Source organism: Streptomyces spinosisporus (assembly GCF_022698145.1).
In the GTDB taxonomy this organism is placed as follows: Bacteria; Actinomycetota; Actinomycetes; order Streptomycetales; family Streptomycetaceae; genus Streptomyces; species Streptomyces spinosisporus.
This window is the reverse complement of the sequence record NZ_JALDAX010000008.1, coordinates 116,123-141,459: the sequence shown is the minus strand read 5'-3', so window position 1 is coordinate 141,459 and position 25,337 is coordinate 116,123. Positions and strand designations below refer to the sequence as shown.

Annotated in this window: 22 protein-coding genes and 3 pseudogenes; 16 read left to right on the top strand and 9 right to left on the bottom strand. The window is 71.3% G+C overall.

Translation table 11 applies throughout. From position 1 onward, the window contains the following. Positions 1-13: 13 nt before the first annotated feature. Together MQN93_RS22055 and MQN93_RS22050 are read right to left on the bottom strand one after the other, a co-directional pair. Complete coding sequence (locus MQN93_RS22055; protein WP_242710927.1) at positions 14-2,719, bottom strand: glycoside hydrolase family 2 protein; 2,706 nt, start codon at positions 2,717-2,719, stop codon at positions 14-16. 103 nt (positions 2,720-2,822) lie between these two features. After that, positions 2,823-4,007, bottom strand: a complete 1,185-nt coding sequence (locus tag MQN93_RS22050; protein WP_242710926.1) for an ROK family transcriptional regulator — start codon at positions 4,005-4,007, stop codon at positions 2,823-2,825. A 125-nt stretch (positions 4,008-4,132) separates the two neighbouring features. Here MQN93_RS22050 and MQN93_RS22045 point away from each other — a divergent pair, with 125 nt between their 5' ends. Further along, complete coding sequence (locus tag MQN93_RS22045) at positions 4,133-5,587, top strand: APC family permease (RefSeq protein WP_242710925.1); 1,455 nt, start codon at positions 4,133-4,135, stop codon at positions 5,585-5,587. 158 nt (positions 5,588-5,745) lie between these two features. Then, the gene (locus MQN93_RS22040) at positions 5,746-6,519 is read left to right on the top strand and encodes an ArsR/SmtB family transcription factor (protein ID WP_242711088.1); all 774 of its coding nucleotides are present in this window, start codon (positions 5,746-5,748) and stop codon (positions 6,517-6,519) included. 96 nt (positions 6,520-6,615) lie between these two features. Here the strand turns inward: MQN93_RS22040 and MQN93_RS22035 are convergent, their stop codons facing one another. From MQN93_RS22035 to MQN93_RS22025, 3 genes are all read right to left on the bottom strand, one after another. Continuing rightward, entirely contained in the window at positions 6,616-7,056 is a 441-nt protein-coding gene (locus MQN93_RS22035) for an SPW repeat protein (RefSeq protein WP_016433280.1), read from the bottom strand. Between the two features lie 181 nt (positions 7,057-7,237). After that, positions 7,238-7,690 (bottom strand): hypothetical protein, encoded by a 453-nt coding sequence (locus MQN93_RS22030; RefSeq protein WP_242710924.1) that lies wholly within the window; start codon positions 7,688-7,690, stop codon positions 7,238-7,240. A gap of 87 nt (positions 7,691-7,777) precedes the next feature. After that, positions 7,778-8,413 carry a sigma-70 family RNA polymerase sigma factor gene (locus tag MQN93_RS22025; RefSeq protein ID WP_242710923.1) on the bottom strand — a complete coding sequence of 212 codons (636 nt, stop codon included), beginning with the start codon at positions 8,411-8,413 and terminating at the stop codon, positions 7,778-7,780. Positions 8,414-8,539: 126 nt separating this feature from the next. On the opposite strand from MQN93_RS22025, the gene MQN93_RS22020 reads away from it, so the two are divergent. Further along, the gene (locus MQN93_RS22020; RefSeq protein WP_016433277.1) at positions 8,540-9,544 is read left to right on the top strand and encodes a MerR family transcriptional regulator; all 1,005 of its coding nucleotides are present in this window, start codon (positions 8,540-8,542) and stop codon (positions 9,542-9,544) included. Positions 9,545-9,668: 124 nt separating this feature from the next. Continuing rightward, a pseudogene (locus tag MQN93_RS22015) lies at positions 9,669-10,826 on the top strand (FAD-dependent oxidoreductase); the annotation flags it as partial. On the opposite strand, the pseudogene MQN93_RS44575 reads toward MQN93_RS22015, so the two are convergent. The 3 genes and pseudogenes from MQN93_RS44575 to MQN93_RS22005 form a co-directional block, all read right to left on the bottom strand. Beyond that, a pseudogene (locus tag MQN93_RS44575) lies at positions 10,823-10,975 on the bottom strand (cryptochrome/photolyase family protein); the annotation flags it as partial. The pseudogenes MQN93_RS22015 and MQN93_RS44575 overlap by 4 nt on opposite strands. Positions 10,976-10,987: 12 nt before the next feature. Next, a complete protein-coding gene (locus MQN93_RS22010; RefSeq protein ID WP_242710921.1) occupies positions 10,988-12,361 on the bottom strand; it encodes a cryptochrome/photolyase family protein in 1,374 nt (457 codons plus the stop codon). Positions 12,362-12,424: 63 nt separating this feature from the next. Continuing rightward, complete coding sequence (locus tag MQN93_RS22005) at positions 12,425-13,954, bottom strand: SDR family oxidoreductase (protein ID WP_242710920.1); 1,530 nt, start codon at positions 13,952-13,954, stop codon at positions 12,425-12,427. A 246-nt stretch (positions 13,955-14,200) separates the two neighbouring features. On the opposite strand from MQN93_RS22005, the gene MQN93_RS22000 reads away from it, so the two are divergent. From MQN93_RS22000 to MQN93_RS21990, 4 genes are all read left to right on the top strand, one after another. Further along, the gene (locus MQN93_RS22000; RefSeq protein ID WP_505016694.1) at positions 14,201-14,368 is read left to right on the top strand and encodes a DUF8839 family protein; all 168 of its coding nucleotides are present in this window, start codon (positions 14,201-14,203) and stop codon (positions 14,366-14,368) included. Between the two features lie 89 nt (positions 14,369-14,457). Then, a complete protein-coding gene (locus MQN93_RS44400) occupies positions 14,458-14,541 on the top strand; it encodes a putative leader peptide (RefSeq protein ID WP_361374499.1) in 84 nt (27 codons plus the stop codon). A 204-nt stretch (positions 14,542-14,745) separates the two neighbouring features. Then, a complete protein-coding gene (gene ssuE / locus MQN93_RS21995; RefSeq protein ID WP_242710919.1) occupies positions 14,746-15,300 on the top strand; it encodes an NADPH-dependent FMN reductase in 555 nt (184 codons plus the stop codon). 84 nt (positions 15,301-15,384) lie between these two features. After that, the gene (locus MQN93_RS21990) at positions 15,385-16,512 is read left to right on the top strand and encodes an LLM class flavin-dependent oxidoreductase (RefSeq protein WP_242710918.1); all 1,128 of its coding nucleotides are present in this window, start codon (positions 15,385-15,387) and stop codon (positions 16,510-16,512) included. 149 nt (positions 16,513-16,661) lie between these two features. Here the strand turns inward: MQN93_RS21990 and MQN93_RS21985 are convergent, their stop codons facing one another. Beyond that, entirely contained in the window at positions 16,662-17,708 is a 1,047-nt protein-coding gene (locus tag MQN93_RS21985; RefSeq protein ID WP_242710917.1) for an acyl-CoA dehydrogenase family protein, read from the bottom strand. Between the two features lie 96 nt (positions 17,709-17,804). Between MQN93_RS21985 and MQN93_RS21980 the strand changes: the two genes are divergently transcribed. The 8 genes and pseudogenes from MQN93_RS21980 (at position 17,805) to MQN93_RS21945 (ending at position 25,117) form a co-directional block, all read left to right on the top strand. Further along, the gene (locus MQN93_RS21980; protein WP_242710916.1) at positions 17,805-18,155 is read left to right on the top strand and encodes a YciI family protein; all 351 of its coding nucleotides are present in this window, start codon (positions 17,805-17,807) and stop codon (positions 18,153-18,155) included. Continuing rightward, positions 18,155-19,351 carry an RNA polymerase sigma factor gene (locus tag MQN93_RS21975; RefSeq protein WP_242710915.1) on the top strand — a complete coding sequence of 399 codons (1,197 nt, stop codon included), beginning with the start codon at positions 18,155-18,157 and terminating at the stop codon, positions 19,349-19,351. The genes MQN93_RS21980 and MQN93_RS21975 overlap by 1 nt, the downstream gene beginning before the upstream one ends. A 72-nt stretch (positions 19,352-19,423) precedes the next feature. Then, complete coding sequence (locus MQN93_RS21970; protein WP_016433265.1) at positions 19,424-20,746, top strand: aldehyde dehydrogenase family protein; 1,323 nt, start codon at positions 19,424-19,426, stop codon at positions 20,744-20,746. Between the two features lie 67 nt (positions 20,747-20,813). Further along, positions 20,814-21,176 carry an ArsR/SmtB family transcription factor gene (locus MQN93_RS21965; RefSeq protein WP_016433264.1) on the top strand — a complete coding sequence of 121 codons (363 nt, stop codon included), beginning with the start codon at positions 20,814-20,816 and terminating at the stop codon, positions 21,174-21,176. Between the two features lie 76 nt (positions 21,177-21,252). Continuing rightward, on the top strand, positions 21,253-21,813 hold the full coding sequence (locus MQN93_RS21960) for an SRPBCC family protein (protein ID WP_242710914.1): 561 nt from the start codon (positions 21,253-21,255) through the stop codon (positions 21,811-21,813). A 219-nt stretch (positions 21,814-22,032) separates the two neighbouring features. Next, on the top strand, positions 22,033-22,740 hold the full coding sequence (locus MQN93_RS21955; RefSeq protein WP_016433262.1) for a chitinase: 708 nt from the start codon (positions 22,033-22,035) through the stop codon (positions 22,738-22,740). Positions 22,741-22,805: 65 nt separating this feature from the next. Continuing rightward, a pseudogene (locus MQN93_RS21950) lies at positions 22,806-24,169 on the top strand (phosphoinositide-specific phospholipase C-related protein). Between the two features lie 42 nt (positions 24,170-24,211). Next, entirely contained in the window at positions 24,212-25,117 is a 906-nt protein-coding gene (locus MQN93_RS21945; protein ID WP_242710913.1) for an aldo/keto reductase, read from the top strand. Positions 25,118-25,337: the final 220 nt, after the last annotated feature.

The window sequence follows — 25,337 nt, the reverse complement described above, 5'->3', positions numbered from 1 at the left end:
GGGCCCCACGGCGTCACTTCCCCGGCACCGTCCGCTCGGGCGTGTTCCAGCCGGACACCCGTACCCGCGGCGCCGAGCCGTGCAGATCCGCCGTCCGGTAGGTGGCGGTCAGGGTGACCGACTCACCCGGCCACAGGCTCACCTCGTTGTCCGACCACCGCACCGGCAGCACGGGCCTGTCCTTGGCGTCCACGAGGTGTACGTCCGTGAGCAGCGAGGGTGTCTTTCCGCTCCCGGTGTTGCGGAGGGTCACGGTGGTGGTCGCGGTGCCGCCCGATGCCGAGGTCGACGCCGTCGCCGAGACCGGCACCCGCGCCATCGAACTCAGCCCCGTCAGATCGGCGTAGCTCGTCGTCGGCGTGTAGTACCAGTCGGTGTTCGCCCAGTCGAGCGTGTCCGGCTCGGTGGACAGCCAGTAGACGTTCCGGTCGATCTCCTTGCCCGCGGCGTCCGTCAGCGTCAGCCGCACCAGATAGGTCTTCGACACACCGCTGATCGAGGCGGGCAGTGTCAGGGCGGTGGTGTGCGCGCCGTCGCCGCCGACGCTCACCCCGCCGACGGCCTTGTCGTATCTGCGGGCGCCGTCGGGGGTGAACACCGTGGCCCGGGCGGTGAGTCCGGAGACGGCCTCGTGCCGGTTGTCAATCACGACCACCGAGCGGTCGTCGTACGAGTACTGCACATGCAGCGGCTCGTTCGCCTTCTTCGCGCCGAAGTAGGCGCCGCCCTGGTCGAGATAACGGTCCATCAGCTGCCAGTGCAGGGAGGTCCAGCCGCTGTTGAACATCCAGTGGACGACGCCGGTCGAGGGCTTCGAGGCATCGGTGGCGTTGCGTCCGTACGCCTCGAACTGGGCGCGGACGTTCTCGTACTGCGCGAGCTGCGCCTTGCGGACGTAGTCGGTCAGGCTCGTCGGGGCGCCGTAGCGGCCGGTGAGGGCGTTGTCGTAGATCTTGAGCGTGCCGAAGGTCGACGACGGCGAGCGGTGGTACTGCTTGGCGTCGGGGTTCTTCCAGAGGGTGTCGAGTTCGGCCGGGGTCATCATGCGCCGCAGGGTGTCGAGGGTGGGGATGTCGGGGCCCGCGCTGGTCTCGGAGTTGAAGCCCGTGGCGCCGCCCTCACGCTTGGCGTACCAGTAGCCGGGCGGGACCCAGTCGTAGGGGCCCGTCATCTTCATGCCCGAACTGCCCGACTGCGGCGAGGAGTTGTCGGAGGCGGCGGCGATGACCGGGGTGGGCCAGTCGGCGGCCTTCAGCGCGTCGAGGTAGTTCTTCTCGATGGTGGCGTCGGGCGCGAAGTCGCTGCCGATGAGGAACGAGATCACGCTCGGGTGGTCGCGCTGCCGGGCCGCCTCGGCGGCCATCGACGCCTTGGCGACCGGGTAGTCGGCGGAGGTCCACTTCTCGCCGGACTCGTCGCCGTTGACCTGGCCCTCCCATTTGTCGCAGCACTCCCAGCCCGGCAGCGCGAGGATGCCGTAGCGGTCGGCGAGGTCGAAGAACTCGTCGGGTTCCAGGTGGCCTTCGAGGCGGATGGTGTTCAGGCCGAGGTCGAGCGCGTACTTGAGCCGGTCTTCGACGTAGGTCCGGTCCCAGCGCAGGAATTCGTCCGGCGACCAGCCGCCGCCCTTGATCAGCAGCTTGCGGCCGTTGATGCGGTACTGGCGTGCCCCGTCGGAGTCGAGCGGCGCCCGGACGTCGCGGATGCCGAAGGTCTCGTGGGCGGTGTCCGAGACGGTGCCGGTGACGGACGCGGTGAGCCTCAGGTCGTACAGGGGCTGTCCGCCCATGCCGGCCGGCCACCACACCTTCGGCGAGGCGAGATGGAGACCGGACACGTCGGACGGGGTGAAGGAGACGGGCCTGGTCTCGTGCGCGGCGAGCGTGACGGTCTTCGCGAACGTCGTCGGGCCGATGCTGCCGGAGACCGTGGTCGTCACCGGTGCGCCGGTCTCGTTGCGGGCCTGCGCCTTCACCGTCAGGTCGGCCGAGGCGAGCGAGGGCACGTCGAGCTTCGTCACGACATGCGCGTCCCGCAGGGCGACCGGGCCGCCGCGGCGGACGAGGACGTCGCGGACGATGCCCATGTTCTCGTCGGGCGGCGGCTGGATCCAGTCGATCCAGCCCATGGTGAGGTTCTTGTTCGGATCGTTTGGCTGGATGCGGAAGGCGACGGTGTTGGTGCCGGGGCGGACGAGCGAGGTCACGTCCAGCTCGTGGTGGGTGTAGGCGCCGGTGACGTCCTTGGTGGCGGCGATCCGCTTGCCGTTGACGTAGACGTCGGCCGCCGAGATCACACCGCTGAAGTCGAGGTAGGTGCGCTCGGAGGTGTCGGCGACGGTGAAGTCCGAGCGGTACCACCACGGCACCTGGAAGTCGGCCTTCGGGATCTTCTGCTGGTTCGTCGAGCGGAACGGATCGGCGTACACGCCGTTCGCCAGCAGGGCGGCGAGGACGGTGGAGCGGGGGCCCGTCGGGTACCAGCCGGTGGCCGGGTAGCCGGGGGAGGAGATGTCCGCCGCCGGGTCGGGGACCTTGGCCGTCGACTGCACGGAGAAACCGGCGAGCGCGGTCGAACTGCCGGGCGCGGAGGCGACCTTGGTGGGTCTGATCGGTGGGGTGGCGGACCGGTGGCCGTCGGGCTCGGCCCATGCGCCGGTCGTCAGTGCACCCAGCAGGCCCAGGACCACGGCGGCCGTGGTGAGACGGTGTCTGATCACGGAGGCTCCAGCCCCTTCGTAAAGTTAGGAAACTTTACTAATGCAGGTCACGCTAGGGCGCCGAGGGGAAGGTGTCAATCACCGCGGCCGGGGCGGCAATTGGTCAGGACACGGCCGAGCGGCGCTCGAACACCACGTCCCGTGCCGTCCCGAGCGCGGTGGCCACGGCGCCCAGCAGTACCGCGTCCTCGCCGAGCCGACTCGGCGCGACCTTGGGGCGCAGAGGGGTGAGCGCCTTCAGGTTGTCGCGCACCGGGGTGAGCAGCAGATCCACGCTGTGGGCCACGCCGCCGCCGAGGACCACCAGATCCGGGTCGAGCACCGCCGCGGCGGCCGCCACGGTGTGGGCGATGCGCTCGCCCTCCAGCCGGACCGCCCGGACCGCGGCGTCGTTGCCCTGCCGGGCCGCGTCGAACACGTCCTTCGCGGTGAGCTGCCCGCTCATCCCGAACCTGCGCGCCGCCTCCACGACGGCCACCCCGGACACGGCGTCCTCCAGCCGGTCGGGCTTCTGCAGCCCCGGCCACGGCAGGAACCCGATCTCACCGGCCAGCCCGTGCGCCCCCGTGAACAGCCGCCCCTCGCTGACCACGCCCATGCCGAGACCGGTGCCGATCAGGATGTACGCGAACAGCCTGTTGCCGGCGCCGACGCCGTAGGTGTACTCGCCGAGGGCCGCCAGATTCGCGTCGTTGTGCACCTCCAGGGGCACGCCCAGCTCCTTGCGCATCCGGTCGAAGAGCCCGGCCCGGCCCCAGCCCGGCAGATGCATCGCGTACCGGACCCGGCGCTGCTTCTCGTCGTAGACGCCGGGTGTGCCCACCACCGCGTGCACCACCTCGTCGGGGGCCACGCCCGAGCCGGAGACCACCTGGCGGGCGGTGGACACCACCAGCTCCGCCATCGCGCCCGAACTGCGCGCGCGATTGCGCACGTCGGAGCGGGCGACCACGGAGCCGTCCAGGTCGGCCACGGCGATCCGCAGCCAGCTGCGGCCGACGTCGATGCCGAGGACATGGCCGGCCGCGGGGTCCGGCGCGTACAGGACGGCGGTGCGACCGCGCTCGGGGGCGAGCGTGCCGACCTCGCGGACCAGTCCCGCCTTCTCCAGTGCGGCCAGCGCGCTGGAGACCGTGGGCTTGGACAGGCCGGTGTCGCGGGCCAGTTGGGCGCGTGACGCGGCGCCGCCGCTGCGCAGCCGGTCGAGCAGCAGACGCTCGTTGGTGCTGCGCAGCCGTCTGCGGTTCCAGGGCTGTGCCTGCTGGTCTACGGCGTCACTGGCTGGCATCGCACCATTCTCACGTATCGGTGGGGACCTCTTGACGCATCTAGTAAGGCTCCTTAACTTTATCGGCCAACAGCCTTGCCGGGCCGGCCACGGGCAGCCCAGCGCCCGGTGCTTCAGGAGACCTCATGTCCGCTAGTCCGCCACCCACCGGTGGCTTCGTCCGTCGCGTCGGCCTGTTCCAGGCCACCACCATCAACATGAGCCAGATGTGCGGCATCGGGCCGTTCGTCACCATCCCGCTGATGGTCGCGGCGTTCGGCGGCCCGCAGGCGGTCATCGGCTTCGTCGCGGGCGCGCTGCTCGCGCTCTGCGACGGACTGGTGTGGGCCGAGATGGGCGCGGCGATGCCCGGCTCCGGCGGCAGCTACGTCTATCTGCGCCAGGCCTTCCAGTACCGCACGGGGCGGCTCATGCCGTTCCTGTTCGTCTGGACGGCGATGCTGTTCATCCCGCTGATCATGTCGACCGGCGTGGTCGGCTTCGTCCAGTACCTCGGGTATCTCGCGCCCGATCTCGGCCAGACGTCCGGCGACCTGATCGGCCTCGGCGTCATCGCGCTGGTCATCCTGCTGCTGTGGCGGGGCATCGAGCACATCGCCCGGCTCACCGCCGTGCTGTGGGCGATCATGATCACCTCCGTGCTGCTGGTCATCGTCGCCGCGGCGACGGACTTCAGCGCGCACCTCGCCTTCACCTACCCGGCACACGCCTTCGACCTGACGAGCGACCACTTCTGGCTCGGCTTCGCGGGCGGCCTGACCATCGGCATCTACGACTACCTCGGCTACAACACGACGGCCTACATGGGCGCCGAGATCAAGAACCCGGGACGGGTGCTGCCGCGCTCGATCGTCTTCTCCATCCTCGGCATCATGGCGATCTATCTGCTGCTGCAGATCGGCACGCTCGGGGTCATCGACTGGCACCGCATGACCGACGCCAAGGACATCGCGTCCACCTCGGTGGCGTCGGCGGTGCTGGAGGAGACCTGGGGCAAGGGCGCCGCCGACACGGTCACCGTCCTCATCCTGATCACGGCCTTCGCCTCGGTCTTCACCGGCCTGCTGGGCGGCTCGCGCGTGCCCTACGACGCGGCACGCGAGCGCGTCTTCTTCCGGCCCTACGCCAAGCTGCACCCCAGGCACCGCTTCCCGATGCTGGGTCTCGCGACGATGGGCGTGATCACGGCCGTGGGCTTCCTGATCGGCCGGCACACGGATCTGGCGACGCTGATCCAGCTGCTGACGACGGTGATGGTGATCGTCCAGGCGCTCGCCCAGATCGTCGCCCTGACGGTGCTGCGCAAACGCCAGCCGACGCTGCGCCGGCCGTACCGCATGTGGCTCTACCCGGTGCCGAGCATCATCGCCTTCGTCGGCTGGTGCGTGATCTACGGCTACGCGGACAAGAACTCGCCGGGCCGCCATCCCATCGAGTGGTCACTGGCCTGGCTCGCCCTCGGCTGCGTGGCGTTCGTGCTCTGGGCGCGCTTCGAGAAGGTGTGGCCGTTCGGCGAGAAGGAGATCGCGGAGGAGTTCCTCACCCCCACGGAACCGGACGCGTCACCGGCGAGCGCGTAGAACCGCGGCCGCGCAGGTCGCGGCCTGCCGGTCCTGAAGACCTTCGCGGGAGTTCTCGGGGAAGCACGGGAGGTGTGCGGTCCCCGGGACCTCCCGGCATTGACATGCAGGCAAATGCCTGCATAACTTGGAGTGTGCGATCAGGCAGTGACTCCGGGATGGACAAGGTCTTCAAGGCGCTGGCCGACGAGACGCGCAGGCGGTTGCTCGACCGGCTGCACGAGGAGAACGGGCAGACGCTGGGCGAGCTGTGTGCGCGCATCGCCATGACGCGCCAGTCGGTGACCCAGCACCTGGGCGTCCTGGAGGAGGCGAACCTGGTCAGCACCGTGCGGCGGGGGAGGGAGAAGCTGCACTACCTCAACCCGGTCCCGCTCCACGAGATCCAGGAGCGGTGGATCGACAAGTTCGAGCGCCCGCGCCTGAGCGCGCTGAGCGCGGTGAAGCGACAAGCCGAGGAAGCCACCACCATGAGCGACAAGCCCACATTCGTCTACGTCACCTATATCCGCAGCACCCCCGAGAAGGTCTGGGACGCCCTCACCGACGCCGAGCTGACCGCCGCCTACTGGGGCCACAGCAATGTCTCGGACTGGCAGCGCGGCTCGCGCTGGGAGCACGTCCGGACGGACGGTTCGGGCATCGCCGACGTCGTCGGCAAGGTCGTGGAGAGCGAGCGACCGACCCGTCTGGTCACCACCTGGGCCGCGCCGGAGGACGAGGAACGGGAGGACGTGCACTCCCGTGTCACCTTCGACATCCGGCCGCACGAGGACATCGTCCGCCTCACGGTGACCCATGAGGACCTCAGGGACGAGGGCGAGTTCGCCGATGTCTCCGGCGGCTGGCCGGCCGTGCTGTCGAACCTCAAGTCCCTTCTGGAGACCGGCAGTCCGCTGCCCCAGGAGCCGTGGGCCGTCCCCGGCCACTGAGGCCGGGATGCTCGGAAGCCGAGGCGGGGACGGCCAAAGGGCCGGTCCGCCCTGTGCCCGGACCGGCCCTTCCGTCATTCGTTCCCGGCCTGCTCCCTAGGGCTTGGGCGTGCTCCTCGCCGCCGTGACGGCGCACATCAGCCCGAGGACCACGGCCAGGGCGCCGATGATGATGTTGTTCAGGACGACGCCGGTGTCGGGGCTGGTGCCGACCACCCAAGGCGCGATGATCATCCAGATGCCCACCGCGCAGAACGCCCAGCTGAGGCCGTACATGCGCTCCGGGGCCCGGGTGAATCCGAGGGCCAGCAGACCGATCGCGATGCCCACGATCAGGTTGTGGGTCACGAGCGGGGGCTGGCTCGTCGTGTAGTGGAGTATCCAGGGGGATGCTGCGCAGTACAGGCCGAGCAGGAACACCGGCCCGTCCACGAGCGCCACATCCCGACCGCCGAGCATACGGGCGTAGCGCGCCCGCATTTCGGAAACATCAGGGTGACTGGTGATGTCCCCTCTGGTGTGCGAGACATCGGCCATGGCTCGTCTCCTTTTCCTCGCAGGCCCGACCGCGTCTGGTGCGGTGTGCGGTAAAGCGCCGCTCAACCGCATTGTGCGCTTATTTTTCCCTTATGTGTAGAGGTCAGGGCCGCGCCCCCGGGGAGCGCCGACGCTCCCCGGGGGCCGTCGGGGAGAGAGGGGTCCCGGCCGGTGGGGTCCTTCAGCCGGCTCCCCGACTCACTGGCACTTCCCGCGTGGACGGGACGGCGGATGCGCCACGGCGCGGAAATCTTCGGTACAGCGGAAGTCTTCGGCACAGACGGGCGAGCACCAGGACCCCGGCCGCCGCCGCGAGGAGCCGTACGACGAAAGGGACGGCGGAGGTGCGTCCTCCGCCGTGCTTCTGAGCCGAACCGCCTTGTGCGCGCAGCCGTTCGGTGACTGCCGCCCACACCCGGGAAGGAGGCTCGGTCGAGGCGTCGTCCGGTTCCGCACCGCGGCCGGCCGCCACGGCCCGCAGCAGTCCGGCCAGCGCGGTACTGCACTGCACGCACACGGTCACGTGCTCCTCGGCCGCGACGATCTCCGTGGACCGGTGCAGCCGGTTGCCGTCGAGCGCGATCGCCGCGAGGACGTCCGGCGGGACATGACCGTTCTCGTACGGGCCTGACATCCGCCACCTTCCCCTGCCGTAGCTCGTGTGCCCTGAGAGCGCACTGTTTCTGCATCGAAAAGAGGTGCGAATGAGGTGTGCGGGGTCTCAGATGCACTCCTGCTGGAGGCAACGCCGCAACTGGTGAAGGCCGCGGCGGGCGTAACTCTTCACCGTGCCGAGCGGCCATCCGGTGAGTTCCGCGATCTGCGTCTGCGTGAGGTCCTCGTAGAAGGCCAGCCGCAGCACCCGCTGCTGGGCGGAGGGCAGCTTGGCCAGTTCGTGCAGGACGAGGACGCGGTCGAGCGCCGTGTCGGGCTGCCGGACGGCGGGGTCGGCCAGAACCAGCGAGGAGCCGGCGGAGGCCACCACGGCCAGCCGGCGGGTACGGGCGGAGAGCGCGTCGGCGATCTTGCGCTTGGTGATGCCGACGATCCAGCCGCCCAGCGTGCCGCGGTCGGGACAAAAGCCCCCGTGCCCGCGCCACACTCCGAGGAACACCTGCTGGGTGACGTCCTCCGCCTCCTTGGCGTCGCCCAGGGAGCGCCGGGCCAGCGTGTACACCAGGGCCGACCAGCGGTGGTACGCCGCCTCCAGACAACCCTCGTCACCCGCGGCGAGGCCACGGGCGAGGTCCTCGTCGGCGAGCGACGCCTCCACCGGAGCCGACTCGGGTAACCGGGATGCCGGTTCCCGTCGTGACACCGCGGGGGTCCGGGCGATGGCACTGCGCTGCGGGCTCATGACGACGGCTCCTCACGTCGACGCGTCGGCGCCGGGCGTCCCCTGCCCGGTGACGGGTGCGCACATGGTCGGAGCCGGGATGAAAGGTCATCAACTCGCATTGTTTGTGCGTCGTATAGTCACTTCATGAGCCGCTCGTCCGATACCGGGGACTCCACGCCGGACGTGTCCCTCACCACCGGAGCCGTCGCCCGTCGGCTGGGGGTGTCGCCCACCACGCTGCGCTCCTGGGACCGCCGCTACGGCATCGGGCCCGCCGTCCGCGCCGACGGACGGCACCGCCGCTGGACCCCGCAGGACGTGGCGATGCTGGAGGCGATGTGCCGGCTGACCTCGTCGGGGGTGCCGCCCGCGGAGGCGGCCCGCGCCGCCAAGGAGTCGGCCGGTGTGCTCCCTCGGGAAAACCCGCCCGTGGCGTCGCCGGCGCGGGACCGTTCGAAGGCGTCCGGCACGCTGCCGCTCGGCGACGTCCGCCAGGAGTGCCGGGGGCTGGCCCGCGCCGCCGTGCGGATGGACGCACCGGCCCTGGAGGACCAACTGGCCGCCGCCGTCGAGCAGTACGGCGTCGCCGTAGCCTGGCAGGAGGTGATGGTGCCGACCCTGCACGCGGTGGGACGCAAGTGGGCCTCGTCCGGCGACCGCTATGTCGAGGTGGAGCATCTGCTGTCCTGGCACGTGTCCACCACCCTGCGGCGCAGCACCCCGCGCCCCTCGGCGGCGGCCGACGCGTCGGTGACCGGGCCCGTCGTCCTGGCCTGCGTTCCGGGCGAGCAGCACACCCTGCCGATCGAGGCGCTCAACGCCGTCCTGGGTGAACTGCGCCTGCCCACGCGCATGTTCGGAGCCGCCGTACCCGCGGAGGCGCTCGGCACGGCGGTGCAGCGGCTCGGGCCGTCCGCCGTGGTGCTGTGGGCGCAGGCGCGCTCCACGGCGAGCCTGCCGCTGGCCCGGCACGTCGCGGGCACCCAGTGGGGGGTGAAGGGCGCGCGCGGCCGCCCCCTGGTCGTGCTCGGCGGGCCCGGCTGGTCCGGCCCGCACGCCCGCGGGATGCACCGGCCGCCGACCCTCAAGGACGCCGTCGACGTCCTCTCCGTCCCGTACGGGCAGGGGGCGTCCGGCGAACGGCCCTGACGGTTCGCCCGGTGGGTGGACGCGGCGCCGTGCGGCGCATCCGAACGGCGCGCCGCACGGGAAGTCATCCCCACACACCGCCGCCCGGGACGCCACCGGGCGGCCCGAGATCCGAGGGGCTCCCATGTCCGCGCCCGCCCACACCCCCGACGTTCTGGTGATCGGAGCCGGTGTCGCCGGTCTCGCCTGCGCGCACGACCTTCTCGCGGCGGGCCTCGACGTCCAGGTCGTCGAGGCCTCCGACGCGGTCGGTGGACGCATGCGCTCCGACCGGGTCGGGGAATTCGTCGTCGACCGCGGCTTCCAGGTCTTCAACACGTCGTATCCCCAGGTCCGGCGCCGTCTCGCGCTGCGCCGGCTGGGCCTGCGGCCCTTCACGCCGGGTTTCCTCGTCCACACCGAGAAGGGCAGGCTCCGCTTCAGCGATCCCACGCGACGCCCGCGCAACCTGCCCGACCTGCTGCCGGGGCGGCTCGCGGGACCGCGTGACCTCGCGGCCCTGGGCCTGCTCTCGGCCCGGGACATGCTCGCCCCCGTGCGCCTGGTGAAACGGTCGCAGGACCGCACCACGCGCACCGCGCTCGCGGACGCCGGGTTCTCCGAGGACTTCGTCGAACGTTTCTTCCGGCCGTTCCTGTCGGGCGTCTTCCTGGAGGACGGTCTGGAGACCTCCAGCCGCTTCTTCCACCTCGTCTGGCGCAGCATGCTGCGCGGCACCCTGTGCCTGCCGACCGCGGGCATCGGTGCGGTGCCCGCCGCGCTCGCGGCCCCGCTGCCCGCCGGGACCGTGCGGTTCGAGACCCCCGTGAGCGCTCTGACCGACGAGGGCGCCGTCACGGCCGACGGCACCGAACTGCCCGCGCCCACCGTGGTGGTGGCCACCGGCCCGGCCCCCGGTCTGCTGCCCGGACTCGAACTGCCCGCCTACCGTACGGTGACCACGTACTACCACGTCGCCCCGCGCTCCCCGCTGCGCGAGCCGACCCTCCTGGTCGACGAGCGCCGCCGCTTCGCCAACACCTGCGTCCTCAGCGATGTGGTCCCCCAACTCGCCCCGCCCGGTTCGGCACTCGTCGCGACCTCGGTGCTCGGCACCGACGACGACAAGCGCGAGACGGCCGTGCGCGAGGCGACGGCGGAGGTCTACGGCACGGACACCGCTGGCTGGGACCTGCTGACCACCCGCACCGTCCCGGACGCCCTGCCCGCCATGCCGCCCCCGCAGCCGCTCAGCCGGACCACCCGCGTGGCGCGCGGCCGTTACGTGTGCGGCGACCACAGATGGGCCTTGGCGCGGTGCAAGCGCCGGCGGCGGAAGACCGAGCGGGCCTCGATCATCACGACCGGCGCGCCCCGATCGGGTCCGTTCTCGCCCGCGGCCAGGAAGTGCGGGCCGAGCTGGTCGCCGAACAGCCAGTGGGGGGTGGCCATGGGACGGTCTCCTCAGTCCAGGCCGCGGGCCTGCTTGAAGCGGGCCAGGCCGTCGGGGAGTTCGATGATCGGATCCGGGTAGTCGCCGACTGCGGCCCGGTCCAGGCCCTGCAGCTTCCACGGCTCGTGCACCAACGGGCCCTCGATCTCGGCGAGTTCGGGCACCCAGCGGCGGACGTACGCGCCGTCGGGGTCGTAGCGCTTGCCTTGCGTGACGGGGTTCAGCACCCGGTTGGGGCGGCTGTCGGTCCCGGTGCCCGCCATCCACTGCCAGTTCATCTGGTTGTTCGCGATGTCGCCGTCGACCAGGAACTCCAGGAAGTGGCGGGCGCCCTCGCGCCAGTCGACGTAGAGCGTCTTGGTCAGGAAGCTCGCCGTCAGCAGGCGGCCCCGGTTGTGCATCCAGCCCTCGTGGCGCAGCTGGCGCATCGCCGCGTCGACGACCGGGTAGCCGGTGCGGCCCTCCTTCCAGGCCTCGGTGTCCTCGCGCGCCTCACGCCCCGAGCGCCAACGGTCGTGCTTGGTGCGGTAGTCGGAGGTGGACGCGGCCGGCCGGGCCGCCAGGACCTGGCGGTGGAAGTCGCGCCAGGCGATCTGCCGTACGAACGCCTCGGCGCCGGGCCCGCCCGCCCTGCGCGCCCGGTGGACGAGTTCGACGGGGGAGAGCGTGCCGAAGTGCAGGTGCGGTGAGAGACGGGAGGTGGCGTCGCCCGCCAGGTCGTCGTGGCGGTCCTCGTACGCGGCGATCCCGCTGCGCAGCCAGGCGGACATCCGTCTGCGGCCCTCGGTCTCGCCGCCGGACGCCAGGCCTTCCGACAGTCCCGTCAGTCCGGAGCGCGAGAGGAGCTTCTCGGAGCCGACCCCGTCGGGGACGCGCACGGTACGCGGGGCCGCGAACGCGTCGCGCAGCGGGACCCGGGACCACTGCCGGAGGTAGGGGGTGAAGACGGCGAAGTGGTCCGTGGAGGCCGGGGTGACCTCGCCGGGCGTGACGGCCGTGGTCACCGTGTCGTGGACGTGCAGCCGCCGCCCCTGTGACTCCAGGGCCCGCCGCAGCCGCTGCTCGCGCAGGTGTGCGTAGGCACTGACGTCGCCCGCCATGTGCACCTCGCCGGCGTCCGTCTCGGCCGCCACCTTGCACACCTCGTCGACGACGTCCCCGGAGCGCATGATCAGCCGTCCGCCCCGGTCCCGCAGGCCGGCGTCGAGGTCGTGCAGGCAGTCGGCGAGGAACGCCAGCCGGTTGGGCGCGGCGAAACCGGCGTCCGTGACGCCCCGGTCGCGGACGAACAGGGGCACCACCTCGTCGGCCTCACTCGCGGCCCGCAGCGGGGGATGGTCGTGCAGACGCAGATCGGCGGTGAAGAGGACGACCGAGACGTTCATGGTGCTTCTCCGGGAGAGGGAGAGGGGCGGACCGGGGTGCGTGCGGTCCGGTGGGCGCGGCCGTCAGCCGCCGGCCGCCTGTTTCTCGGCCGGTGCCGAGGGGGTCCGGGCCGCGGCGAGCGCGATGTTGCGGGCCATGCCGCCGAACACCACGCCGTGGAAGGGGGAGATGCCCCACCAGTAGGCGTGGCCCGCGAGGCCGCGCGGGTGGAACAGGGCCCGCTGGTGGTAGCGGGTGCGGCCGTCTCCGTCGGTCTGCGCGTACATCTCCAGCCAGGCGAGGCCCGGCAGCCGCATCTCGGCCCGCAGCCGCAGCAGACGGCCGGGCTCGATCTCCTCCACCCGCCAGAAGTCCAGCGAGTCACCGGCCCGCAGATGCGCGGCGTCGCGCCGTCCCCGGCGCAGCCCCACGCCGCCCACCAGCCGGTCCAGCCGGCCCCGGACCGCCCAGGCGAGCGGGAAGGAGTACCAGCCGTTCTCCCCGCCGATCCCCTCGATCACCTGCCACAGAGCCTCGCACGAGGCGTCGACCGGGAGCTCCCGCACGTCGGTGTACAGGCTGCCGCCCGCCCAGTCGGGGTCGGTGGGCAGCGGATCGCTGGGCGCGCCGGGCACCGAGGCCGACGACCAGCGGGTGGTGACCTTCGCCTCGCGGATGCGCTGCAGCGCCAGCCGTACCGACTCGTCGAAGGGGATCGGACGCCCGTCGCCGTCGGGCACGTACTGCGCGATGTCGTGCTCGCCGCAGACCACCTCGTGGCGCAGCGACTCCGCCAGCGGCCGGGCGATCGACGCGGGGACCGGTGTGATCAGTCCGACCCAGTGACTGGACAGGCCCGGCGTGAGCACCGGGACGGGGAGGATGAGGCGACGCGGCAGGCCCGCCACGGCCGCGTAGCGCAGCATCATGTCCCGGTACGTCAGCACGTCCGGCCCGCCGATGTCGAAGCCGCGGCTGACGTCGGCCGGCATCCGGGCGCTTCCCACGAGATAGCGCAGCACGTCCCGCACCGCCACGGGCTGGATACAGGTGTGCACCCAGCTGGGGGTGACCATCACCGGAAGACGTTCGGTGAGGTAGCGCAGCATCTCGAAGGAGGCGGAGCCGGAGCCGATGACGACGGCGGCGCGCAGCACGGTCGTGGGGACGCCGGAGTCCAGCAGGATCCGGCCCACCTCGGACCGGGACCGCAGGTGCGGTGACAGCTTGTTCTCCGGCACGCCCGCCGGCGTCAGACCAGCGAGATAGACGATCCGCCGTACGCCCGCCGCCCGGGCCGCCTCCCCGAAGACCCGTGCCGCCTCGCGGTCGGTCTTCTCGAAGCTGTCGCCCGAGCCCAGCGCATGGACCAGGTAGTAGGCCACGTCGATGCCGCGCATGGCGTCCGCGACGGAGTCGGCGTCCGTGACGTCGCCCTGCACCACCTCCGCCTTCCCGGCCCACGGATGATCGCGCAGCTTGCCGGGGGAGCGGGCCAGGCAGCGCACGCGGTGGCCCTCGTCGAGCAGCTCCGGCACCAGCCTGCCGCCGATGTATCCCGTCGCGCCGGTGACCAGGCAGTGCAGGCCCGATCCGTTGTCGTCAGCGTTCATCAGCTCCGGGTCCTTTGCGTCGGTCCCCCCTGTGATCACTTCCACGGCAGCCGCCGCTGTATCGGAAGGGGGCGGTGTGAGATCTGCCGAGTACCCCTGCGCCGGTCGATCACCACTCCCTCACGCTGCGAGGAGCCAGGGCGATCCCGGGCGCCGCCAGGACATGCCGGGCCGGATCACGGGCATCCGGATTCCACGACAGAGGTCGTGCAAGGACAGAGATTCACCATGGAGGTGTCGGCCGGTATGGGCGCGAAGGTGTTGGAGCGGTTTCCCGCGGGTTCTCCTCGCGGATCGTGGCCGGCGGAGGAGTACGCGGCTCAGCGCCGGGCCGAGGGTGAGTCCGCGACGGTCGTCATGGACCTGAAGTCCGACGCGTTCCTCGTGGTGGTCCCGGCGGGCGACGACGACTGAACGCCGTCCTGCATTCCGCCGGTCCGCAATACGAGATCAATTCCAGGCTGCCTTGACGGTTTTCCACCGCGGCTGCCACGATCGACGGCATGACCATGCGACTGGACCTCACGCGGCGACGCCATGTCGACCTCGCACGCGTCTCCAGCGCCTCCTGTCGCCCCGCGGCCTGACCGACTCCCGGCGTCCGCCGCGCCTTCTTCGATTTCCCGCCTGAATTCGACGCGCCCCGCTTTTCTCCGCGGCGCGCTCCCTGTGCATTCCCTCGGTGAATTCGGCGTGCCCGAAAACTTCCGCAACAGGAGTTCCGCATGTCCCGCGCCTCCGTGCAATACGCGTGAGGGGCGCGAGCGCGACTGCCCCCCGAAAGAGGACCCATGGCCACCGTCCTGTCCGTCTCCGGCAGCCCCTCCGCCTCCTCCCGCACCAACCGGCTGCTGCGCCACCTCGATCAGCGGCTGCTCGCCCAGGGCCACGAGGTGATCCCGCTCGACGTCCGCACCGTCCCCGCCGAGGCCCTGCTCGGCGCGGACCTCCGGCACCCCGCGATCACCGAGGCCACCGAGCTCTTCGCGCAAGCCGACGGCGTGGTCGTCGGCACGCCCGTCTACAAGGCCTCGTACTCGGGAGTCCTGAAGGCGCTGCTCGATCTGCTCCCGCAGTACGCCCTGATCGGCAAGACCGTGCTGCCGCTCGCCACCGGCGGGTCCACAGCCCATGTCCTGGCCATCGACTACGCGCTGCGCCCGGTGCTCAGCTCCATGGGGGCGGGCCACATCGTGCAGGGCTGGTTCACCCTCGACAAGGACATCACCGTGCACGAGGACGGCTCCCTCACCGTCGCGCCGGCCGCCGGTGAGGCCCTTGCCCAGGTCGTGGACCAGTTCTCGGCGGCCTTGAGCCGCACCCCTTTGCTGGCGGCGGCGAGCTGAACACCGGGTGCCGGTACGTCCCGAACGGCAACCGGACGCCCCCTCCACGGCCTCCCGTAGCGACGCCCTGATCGGAGACCCCACGTGTCCCTCACCTTCCACTGGTTCCTGCCCACCAACGGCGACAGCCGCCATGTCGTCGGCGGCGGCCACGGCACCCCCGCCACCGCCTCCGGACGGGACCGGCCGCCGACGGTCGCCTATCTGAGCCAGATCGCCCGTGCCGCCGAGGATCTGGGATTCGTGGGTGCGCTCACCCCGACCGGCGCCTGGTGCGAGGACGCCTGGCTGACCACCGCCATGGTCAGCCGGCACACGGAACGCCTGAAGTTCCTGGTCGCCTTCCGGCCCGGCTTCGTCTCACCCACGCTGGCCGCCCAGATGGCCGCCACCTTCCAGCGCCAGAGCGGCGGACGGCTGCTCCTGAACGTCGTCACCGGCGGCGAGAGCCGTGAGCAGCGGGCCTACGGCGACTTCCTCGACAAGGACGCGCGGTACCGGCGTACCGGTGAATTCCTGCAGATCGTACGGGAGTTGTGGGAGGGCAAGTCCGTCGATCTGCACGGCGAGCACCTGCGGGTCGAGGACGCGAGGCTGGCCCGGTTGCCCGACCCGGTCCCCGACGTGTACTTCGGCGGCTCCTCGCCCGTCGCCGGAGAGATCGCCGCCAAGCACGTCGACGCCTACCTCACCTGGGGCGAGCCGCCCGCCCAGGTCGCCGAGAAGATCGCCTGGATACGGGGCCTGGCAGCCGCGGAAGGGCGCACCCTGCGCTTCGGCATCCGTCTGCACGTCATCACCCGCGACACCTCCGAGCAGGCCTGGGCGGAGGCGAACCGGCTCCTCGACGGCTTCGACGAACGGACCGTGCAGTCGGTCCAGGAGGGCCTCGCCCGCAGCGAGTCCGAAGGACAGCGGCGCATGCTCGCCCTGCACGGCGGCGGCAGTCGCGACCGACTGGAGATCCACCCCAATCTGTGGGCCGGCATCGGCCTGGTGCGCGGCGGGGCGGGCACCGCCCTGGTCGGCAGCCACGACGAGGTCGCCGAACGGATCAAGGAGTACCACGCCCTGGGCATCGACGAGTTCGTGCTCTCCGGCTACCCGCACCTGGAGGAGGCGTACTGGTTCGGCGAGGGCGTCCTGCCGCGCCTGGCCGCACAGGGACTGTGGCGGCACCCGACCGCCGAGCGGACGGCACAGACGTCGTAGCGTCGCGTCACACCTTGCCGCCGAAGAAGACCTGGCTTCTCGTCGGCCGGGGACGGCATGCAGCAGCCACTGCTCCTTGCGCCGGTAGGCGGTGGGGACTGTCGATACCGTCGTTCCGTCACCGTGGGCCGGACCGTGCGGCGTGCGCATCAGATCTGTGCCAGGGCGGCGAGATGGGCCCGGCGCACGTCGGACGTCTGCCCCTGCACCAGCAGGAACATCCCCTCGCGGGCCAGGCGCTGGGCGGTGCCGTCGAGTCGCAGGGCACGGCCGCTCCCGGCCACGATCGCCGCGGTCGTGGCCGCGCGCATGAGGTCGTAGGCCCGGGTCTTGAGCGTCAGCCGCTCCTCGATGCGCTCGTGCGGCACGGGGTGCTCGGCCAACTCGTACGCCTGCCGCCGCACCTCGTCGAGACGGCCGCGAAGGCCGTGTGCGGTCCGGGTCTCCCCGGCCTCGTCCAGCACGCGGAGCGCGGCCTCGGCGACCCCGAAGACGGCGGGGGAGGCGTTGGTGTTGCGGGGCCGGTCGACGAGGGCGAACTCCTTCTGCGGCGTGCGCAACACCACCGACTCGTCGGGCAGCCACAGGCCGTCCAGCTCCAGCGTCACCGTGCGGGCCGCCGTCAGCGCCGCCAGCCGCATCGGGGGCGAGGGACGCAGCCCCGGCTGCTCGCGCGCGTCGGTGAAGGCGAACACCACCTCGTCCGCCTCGGTCACACCGGCCAGCAGCATCACGTCGTTGAGCCCCCAGCCCGTGTACCAGGGCACCGTGCCGTCGAAGCGCCAGCCGCCCCGCTCGGCCCGCGCCCGCACCGGCACCCGGGGAAAGGCCCGCACATGCGCGAACGCGATCCCGGCCATCAGCTCGCCGGTCGCCAGCGGACGCAACAGCCGCTCGCGCACCGGGAGTTCGGCCCGCGCGAGCAGTCTCACCGGCGTGTGGTGCTGGGTCTGCACGAACCATGTCGAGCAGCAGGCCCCGGCCAGGATCTCGGCGATCTCCCGCGCCACCGCATCGGGCGCACCCGCTCCGCCGTACTCCTCGGGCGCGGACACCCCCAGCAGCCCCGCACGCCGGAGGGCCTCGACATGACTGACGGGCACGCCCTCCTGGTCGACCCGCGCCGCGTTCGGGGCGAGGACGTCCTCGGCGAGGGACCGGGCGGCGGAGACGAGAGGGTGCGGTGCGACGGCCATGCGGAAGATTCTCCCGGTCTCCTCGTGCGCGGTGTCGATCCGGGGGTGCGCCGTTCGTGTAGGAGGTGAGAGAACAGGGACACCAAGGAGGACGTCATGACGCACTACCTGCTCAGCGTGGTCACGCCGGCCGACGGACAGCCCCCGTCCGAGGCGGAGCTCGGCGAGATCATGCGCAACGTGGAGGCGTTCAACCAGGAACTGCGCGACGCCGGGGCCTGGGTCTTCGCCGGCGGTCTGCACGGCCCGGACACCGCCACCATGCTGCGCCCCTCGGGGAGCGACGTGCTGATCACCGACGGGCCGTACGCCGAGGGCAAGGAGTATCTCGGCGGGCTCTGCCTGATCGAGGCCCCCGATCTGGACGCGGCCCTGGAATGGGGCAGGAAGGCCGTGCGGGCCACCACCCTGCCCATCGAGGTGCGGCCCTTCGTGGACCAGCACTGATGCCCGACGCCCCGGAGGTCGAGGCCGCGTTCCGTGCCGAGTACGGACGCGCGGTCTCGGTCCTCGTCCGCCTCCTCGGCGACATCGACCTCGCCGAGGAGGCGGTGCAGGACGCCTTCATCACGGCCCTGCAGAAGTGGCCGCACACGGGCGTCCCGCCGAGCCCGGCCGGCTGGATCATCACCACCGCACGCAACCGTGCGATCGACCGGCTGCGCCGGGAGGCGAAACGCGACGAGCGGCACGCCGAGGCTCTCCTGCTGCACTCCGCCGACGCACCGCCCGAGGAGGGTCCCGTGCGCGACGAACGGCTCCGGCTGATCTTCACCTGCTGCCATCCCGCCCTCGCCCCCCAGGCCCAGGTCGCGCTGACGCTGCGGCTGCTGGGCGGGCTCACCACCCCGCAGATCGCCCGCGCGTTCCTGGTGCCCGAGCCGACCATGGCCCAGCGCATCGTGCGCGCCAAGGCCAAGATCCGCAACGCCCGGATCCCGTACCGCGTGCCCCGCGACGCCGACCTCCCGGACCGGCTCAAGGGCGTCCTGGCCGTCGTCTACCTGATCTTCAACCAGGGCTACGACGGCACACCCGAGCTGACCGCGGAGGCCGTACGCCTCGGCAGGCTGCTGGCCGATCTGATGCCGGACGAGCCCGAGGCCGTGGGCCTGCTCGCGCTGATGCTGCTCGTCGACTCGCGCAGCGACGCGCGCCGGGGCGGCGACGGCGGACTCGTACCGCTGCCCGAGCAGGACCGGGCCCGCTGGGACGGCGAGCTGATCGCCGAGGGGCAGTCGCTGGTGCACCGCTGTCTGCGCCGGGGCCGGCCCGGGCCGTACCAGATCCAGGCCGCCATCCAGGCGGTGCACAGCGTCGCGGCCACCGCGGACGCCACCGACTGGAGCCAGATCCTGCGGCTGTACGACCAGCTCCTGACCGTCGCGCCGAGTCCGGTCGTGGCCCTGAACCGGGCCGTCGCGGTGGCGGAGACCGAGGGCCCGGGACAGGCCCTGGCTCTCGTCGACCCCCTGGACCTCGACGCGTACCACGTCTTCCACGCGGTCCGCGCCGACCTGCTGCGCCGCCTGGGCCGCGACACCGAGGCGGTGCAGGCGTACGAGGAGGCCATAGCGCGCAGCGACAGCGCCGCCGAACGCGGCTATCTGGACCGCCGGAAGCGGGAACTGGTCGGCGAATGAGGCGGGGAATTTATGTGGGTGGGTGAAAGGTTGGCATATACACCCGATGGACCACCCCACCCGTGAGGCACCGTGAACCACCCCGCCCCCGAGCAGCCCGCCGATGTCGTGGCCCGGCTGCGCGCCACCTTCCGCACCGGCCGCACCAAGCCCGTCGAGCGGCGCACCGCGCAGCTGCACCGGCTGCGCGAGATGCTCACGGACAACGGCCCGGACCTCGCCGCCGCCCTCCATGCCGACCTGGGCAAGAGTTCCGCCGAGTCCCGGCGCACCGAGATCGGCTTCACGATCCGCGAGATCGACCACACCCTGGACCACCTCGCCGACTGGCTGCGCCCCGAGTCCGCCCCGGTCCCGGCCCACCTCGGCACGGACGCGCGCGCCTGGACGCAGTACGACCCGCTCGGCGTCGTCCTCGTCATCGCGCCCTGGAACTACCCCGCCCAGCTGCTGCTCACCCCGCTGGTCGGGGCGCTCGCCGCGGGCAACGCGGTGGTCGTCAAGCCCAGCGAAATGGCGCCCGCCACCTCTGCGGTGCTCGCCCGCCTGCTGCGCGCCCACCTCGACACCGACGCGGTCGCCGTCGTCGAGGGCGGCATCCCGGAGACCACGGCCCTGCTGGCCGAGCGGTTCGACCACATCTTCTACACCGGCAACGGCACGGTCGGCCGTGTCGTCCTGCGTGCCGCCGCCGAGCACCTCACCCCGGTCACCCTCGAACTCGGCGGCAAGTCACCGGCGTTCGTCGACCGCGGCACCGACCTCGACGTCGTCGCCGACCGGCTGGTGCGCGGCAAGTTCCTCAACGCGGGCCAGACCTGTGTCGCCCCCGACTACGTCCTGACCGACCCGGAGACGGCCGCCGCCCTCGAACCGAGGCTCGCCCGTGCCGTCGAATCCGTCTACGGCACCGACCCGGAGGCCTGCGGCGAGTACGGCCGGATCGTCAACGAACGCCACTTCGACCGGCTCGTGGGCCTGCTCGACTCGGGCCGCGTCGTCGTCGGCGGCGACAGCGACCGTACGACGAAGTACATCGCGCCGACCGTGCTGGCCGACGTCGACCCAGAGGCGCCCGTCATGCGGGAGGAGATCTTCGGCCCTGTCCTGCCGGTCGTGACCGTGCCCGACCTGGACGCGACGATCGGCTTCATCAACGACCGCGACAAGCCGCTGGCCCTGTACGTGTTCTCCGAGTCGGACGAGACCCGGGGCCGGATCGCCGCCGAGACCTCCTCGGGCGGCATCGGCCACGGCCTGCCGCTCGCCCATCTCACCGTCTCCGACCTGCCGTTCGGCGGCGTGGGGGAGAGCGGCATGGGCAACTACCACGGCCGCTACTCGATCGAGACGTTCAGCCACCGCAAGGCGGTGCTGGAGAAGCCGCTGCGCTGAGCGGCCGGTCCTCACGTGGTTTCATCAGCTGTCGCTTATATAAGTGACAGCTGATATGTTGGGCCGCATGCACGCCTTCGATGTGCTCGGCGATCCCGTGCGCCGGCGGATTCTGGAGCTTCTGGCCGACGGGGAGATGACCTCAGGCTCGGTCTGCGAGGTCATAGGGGAGGAGTTCGGGATCTCCCAGCCCGCGGTGTCGCAGCATCTGAAAGTGCTGCGCGAGAACGGATTCGCGACCGTGCGCCCGCAGGGGGCCCGGCGGCTGTACGCGGTCAACGCGGAGCCGCTGCAGGACATAGACGCCTGGCTCGACCGCTTCCGCCGCTTCTGGACCCCGCATCTGGACGCACTGGCCACCGAACTGGCCCGCGGCAGGCGCGCGCGCCGGCTCGGCGGCGCCGACGAAACCCCGAGGAGTACCCCATGACCGACGTGACCCACGACATCAACGACGTACGCCGACAGGTCGGCAGGCGCACCTTCAAGGCGGGGAGGCGCGCGTGGTGACCGTGAGCAGGTCCTACGACGCGCCCCTCGACGACGTGTGGGACGCCTGCACGAACGCCGAGCGCATCCCGCGCTGGCTGCTGCCGGTGTCGGGGGAGCTGCGACTGGGCGGCCGCTACCAGCTGGAGGGCAACGCCGGTGGGGTGATCGAGCACTGCGATCCGCCCAAGAGCTTCTCCGCGACCTGGGAGTACGGCGGGGAGACCAGCTGGATCGAGCTCCGGCTGACACCCGAGGAGGGCGGCACCCGCTTCGAGCTGGACCACATCGCCCATGTCGACGACACCAAGTGGGCGGAGTTCGGTCCGGGTGCGGTCGGGGTCGGGTGGGACCTGATGGTGCGGGGGCTGTCGCTGCACCTGGCGAGCGGCGGGGCACCCGTCGACCCGAAGAAGTTCATGGCCTGGATGGGCTCGGACGAGGGGCGCCGGTTCATGACGGACAGCAGCGAGGCCTGGTACGCGGCCAATGTCGCGGGCGGCGAGGAGGAGAAGACGGCGCGCGAGGCGGCGGACCGCACCACGGCCGCCTACACGGCCTCCGAGGACGCCGGCTGACCCAACAGGGCCGATTCGAGCGGAACTTGTCTCTTTCGGGCGCCCGTCGTGCACGGCACGACGGGCGCCTGTGTGCACATTTCGGATCGGGAACAGTGATTGACTGGTCTACACCCTTGACTGGTACAGACCAACGCGGTTGAGTGTGCCTTCACACCCCCCACCACGGCCGTACCCCTCGCCGGGTGCGGCCGTGCTCCGTAGAGGAGTTGATGTGTTGTGAGGCGCCGCATCGCCGCAATCCTGTCCTCGCTCGCCCTCGGTGGCGCCGTCGTGGCGCTCCAGCCGGCCCCCTCGGCCTCGGCCGCCGGCTTCGTGGTGAGCGAGTCGCAGTTCAACCAGATGTTCCCGAACAGGAATTCCTTCTACACCTACAGCGGTCTGACGGATGCGCTCAGTGCGTACCCGGGCTTCGCCAACACCGGCAGCGACACGGTGAAGAAGCAGGAGGCGGCCGCCTTCCTGGCCAATGTGAACCACGAGACCGGCGGGCTGGTCTACGTCGTGGAGCAGAACACCTCCAACTACCCGCACTACTGCGACGCGAGCCAGCCCTACGGCTGCCCGGCCGGACAGGCCGCCTACTACGGCCGCGGGCCGATCCAGCTGTCGTGGAACTTCAACTACAAGGCGGCGGGCGACGCGTTGGGCATCGACCTGCTCAACAACCCGTACCAGGTGGAGCAGAACGCGTCCGTGGCCTGGAAGACGGGCCTGTGGTACTGGAACACCCAGTCCGGACCCGGCACCATGACCCCGCACAACGCCATGGTCAACAGCGCCGGTTTCGGCCAGACCATCCGCTCCATCAACGGCTCGCTGGAGTGCGACGGCAAGAACCCCGCGCAGGTGCAGAGCCGGGTCGACGCCTACCAGAAGTTCACCCAGATCCTCGGCGTCTCCCCGGGCGACAACCTCTACTGCTGATCCCGCTTTCTGCGCCATGGTGTCATGCACCTGTTCATTCCGACCTCCCTCGGAAGGGCATCACCATGCGCACCCCCCACGTCCTGCTCGCGACGACCGCGGCGCTCGCCGCCGCGGTCGTCCCGCTTCCGGCCGGTGCGACCACGACGGTCCCGGCACCGGGCACCTACTACCTGCAGAGCGCCACGACCGGACTCGACGCGGCCGACAACGCGGGCGCCGTCGAGCAGCACAGACCCAAGGGCGACGAGGACCACCAGCAGTGGCGCCTCGCCGCGAGCGGATCGTCGTACGTCCTCGAAAGCACGGACGCGACCGGCAGCTGCCTCGGCCGCTCGGGCGACCAGGCCCGCACCGTCGCCTGCACCGACCCCGACGCGGCCTGGGAGTTGACCCCCGTCGGAGCCGACCGTCACACCCTCAAAGTGCCCGGGGCCGAGCGCTACCTGACCGTGGCGGACAAGCCTTCCGGCGCCACCTACCCGGCCCAGCTGGCGATCGGCGCTTCGGGCACCCTCGCCACCTGGTACCTCACCCCCGTCGCCCCGGCGACGAACCCCATGCCCCCGCAGGACCGACGCACCCTCGACCAGGTCACGTTCCTCACCGCCCACAACGCCTACGCCAACGGCGTCGACGGCGGCTTCGCCCCGCCCTTCGTCAACCTCGTCCCGAACCAGACACGCGGCATCGACCGGCACCTCGCCGACGGGGTCCGCGGATTCATGCTGGACATCCACCAGACCCCGGACGGCGCGATCCTCTGCCACAACAGCTGCACCCTGGTCAGCAGGCCGGTCGCCCTGTGGGTCGACCTCCAGCGCATGGTCGACTTCCTCGAGACGCACCCCGACCAGTTCGTCACCGTGTTCCTGGAGGACTACGTCGACCCCGAAGTGCTGCGGTCCGAACTCGCCCGCGTGAACGGTCTGTCCGACGTCCTCTACCGGCCCGACCGGACCGGTGACGGCAGAACGGCTGGCCGAAGATGGTCGACCTGATCGCGGCCGGTCAGCGGCTGCTGATCTTCACCGACCACAGCCGCTCGGCGGACGAGTCGGCGGGACTGACCCGGGACAGCTTCGGCGTCATGTACCAGCGGGAGTGGACCGTGGAGAACTACTGGTCCATGGGCGCGGGCGTCGGCTCCTCCGACTGGTCCTGCTACAGCCGGTGGTACGACGCGAACACCAACATCCCGCTGACCCGCACGGAACCCGGATTCCGCCCGCTCTTCGTCATGAACCACTTCCGGGACGCGGCCATCGCCGGCACGGCCTCGACGGACAACACCAAACTGGCCGACCGCGCCCGGCGGTTCTGCCTGCCGGCCGCCCGCAAGAAGCCCAACTTCCTGGCCGTGGACCACTACGACCTCGGTGACCCGGCCTCCGCCGTCACGGAACTGAACACCTACACGTATCCGTAAAGTCCGCACGGCGCACGGCGCGGGGTGTGCGAAACTCCGCCGATGACCACCGAAACGATCACCGCGGACGCCGCGGGCACCTTCAAGCTCGCCGACCTGACCGTCAACCGCATCGGCTTCGGAGCGATGCGGCTGACGGGCTCCGCCGCCTTCCACCTCGGCACGCCGAGCAACCGGGAACGCTCGATCGCCGTGCTGCACAAGGCGATCGAGCTCGGCGTCAACCACATCGACACGGCCGCCTTCTACTTCTCGCAGCTGCGCTCCGCCAACGAGATCATCAACAGCGCGCTGGCCCCGTACCCGGACGACCTGCTCATCGCCACCAAGGTCGGTCCCTACCGCGACTACCACGGCGAGTGGGGCACCTCCGCCCGCCCCGACCAACTGCGCGGACACGTGGAGGAGAACCTGCGCCAGCTCGGCCGGGACCATCTCGACCTTGTCTATCTGCGCCGGATGCGCCAGGAGTGCGTCGCCGAGCACTTCGGCGCGCTGGCCGAACTGCGTGAGGCGGGCCTGATCCGGCATCTGGGCCTGTCCGACGTCGAGCCTCGCCACCTCGCCGAGGCGCAGGCGATCGCGCCGGTGGTGTCCGTGGAGAACCGCTACGGCCTGGACTCCCGCAACCCGGCCACCGACGAGGTCCTGCGCATCTGCGGGGAACAGGGCATCGCCTTCGTGCCCTTCTACGCCATCGCCGGCAAGCGCGCGGCGCAGCCCGCCGCCGACACACACGACGAAGAACTCCTCGCGGTGGCCCGCGCCCACGACGCCACCCCCGCCCAGATCCGCATCGCCTGGACCCTCCACCAGGGCCCCCACGTCCTCGCCATCCCCGGCACCGGCAACCCCGCCCACCTCACCGAGAACATCGCAGCCGGCGCCCTGCGGCTGACGGAGGAGGAGGCGACACGACTGGACGCGCTGCGCCGCGCGGCGGACTGACACCGGTCTGCGAGCGCCCGGTGCGAGAGCTTCTGGTGCATGCGCCAGCCGCGATGCCGGCCACTTGGCACACCTGCGGAGAACGTCGCGGCAGCGCGCTGCGGCTGACCGCCGGGGAGGCGACACGACTGGACGCGCTGCGCCGCGCGGCGGACTGACACCGGTCTGCGAGCGCCCGGTGCGAGAGCTTCCCCCGGGGCTGAAGGAGGAGTAGAAGGCG

Excerpts from the sequence above, each read along its gene's own strand:
- MQN93_RS22050 (WP_242710926.1), bottom strand. The coding sequence starts at position 4,007 with ATGCCAGCCAGTGACGCCGTAGACCAGCAGGCACAGCCCTGGAACCGC.
- MQN93_RS22045 (WP_242710925.1), top strand. The coding sequence starts at position 4,133 with ATGTCCGCTAGTCCGCCACCCACCGGTGGCTTCGTCCGTCGCGTCGGC.
- MQN93_RS22040 (WP_242711088.1), top strand. The coding sequence starts at position 5,746 with ATGGACAAGGTCTTCAAGGCGCTGGCCGACGAGACGCGCAGGCGGTTG.
- MQN93_RS22035 (WP_016433280.1), bottom strand. The coding sequence starts at position 7,056 with ATGGCCGATGTCTCGCACACCAGAGGGGACATCACCAGTCACCCTGAT.
- MQN93_RS22030 (WP_242710924.1), bottom strand. The coding sequence starts at position 7,690 with ATGTCAGGCCCGTACGAGAACGGTCATGTCCCGCCGGACGTCCTCGCG.
- MQN93_RS22025 (WP_242710923.1), bottom strand. The coding sequence starts at position 8,413 with ATGAGCCCGCAGCGCAGTGCCATCGCCCGGACCCCCGCGGTGTCACGA.
- MQN93_RS22020 (WP_016433277.1), top strand. The coding sequence starts at position 8,540 with ATGAGCCGCTCGTCCGATACCGGGGACTCCACGCCGGACGTGTCCCTC.
- MQN93_RS22010 (WP_242710921.1), bottom strand. The coding sequence starts at position 12,361 with ATGAACGTCTCGGTCGTCCTCTTCACCGCCGATCTGCGTCTGCACGAC.
- MQN93_RS22005 (WP_242710920.1), bottom strand. The coding sequence starts at position 13,954 with ATGAACGCTGACGACAACGGATCGGGCCTGCACTGCCTGGTCACCGGC.
- MQN93_RS22000 (WP_505016694.1), top strand. The coding sequence starts at position 14,201 with ATGGGCGCGAAGGTGTTGGAGCGGTTTCCCGCGGGTTCTCCTCGCGGA.
- MQN93_RS44400 (WP_361374499.1), top strand. The coding sequence starts at position 14,458 with ATGACCATGCGACTGGACCTCACGCGGCGACGCCATGTCGACCTCGCA.
- ssuE (WP_242710919.1), top strand. The coding sequence starts at position 14,746 with ATGGCCACCGTCCTGTCCGTCTCCGGCAGCCCCTCCGCCTCCTCCCGC.
- MQN93_RS21985 (WP_242710917.1), bottom strand. The coding sequence starts at position 17,708 with ATGGCCGTCGCACCGCACCCTCTCGTCTCCGCCGCCCGGTCCCTCGCC.
- MQN93_RS21980 (WP_242710916.1), top strand. The coding sequence starts at position 17,805 with ATGACGCACTACCTGCTCAGCGTGGTCACGCCGGCCGACGGACAGCCC.
- MQN93_RS21975 (WP_242710915.1), top strand. The coding sequence starts at position 18,155 with ATGCCCGACGCCCCGGAGGTCGAGGCCGCGTTCCGTGCCGAGTACGGA.
- MQN93_RS21965 (WP_016433264.1), top strand. The coding sequence starts at position 20,814 with ATGCACGCCTTCGATGTGCTCGGCGATCCCGTGCGCCGGCGGATTCTG.
- MQN93_RS21945 (WP_242710913.1), top strand. The coding sequence starts at position 24,212 with ATGACCACCGAAACGATCACCGCGGACGCCGCGGGCACCTTCAAGCTC.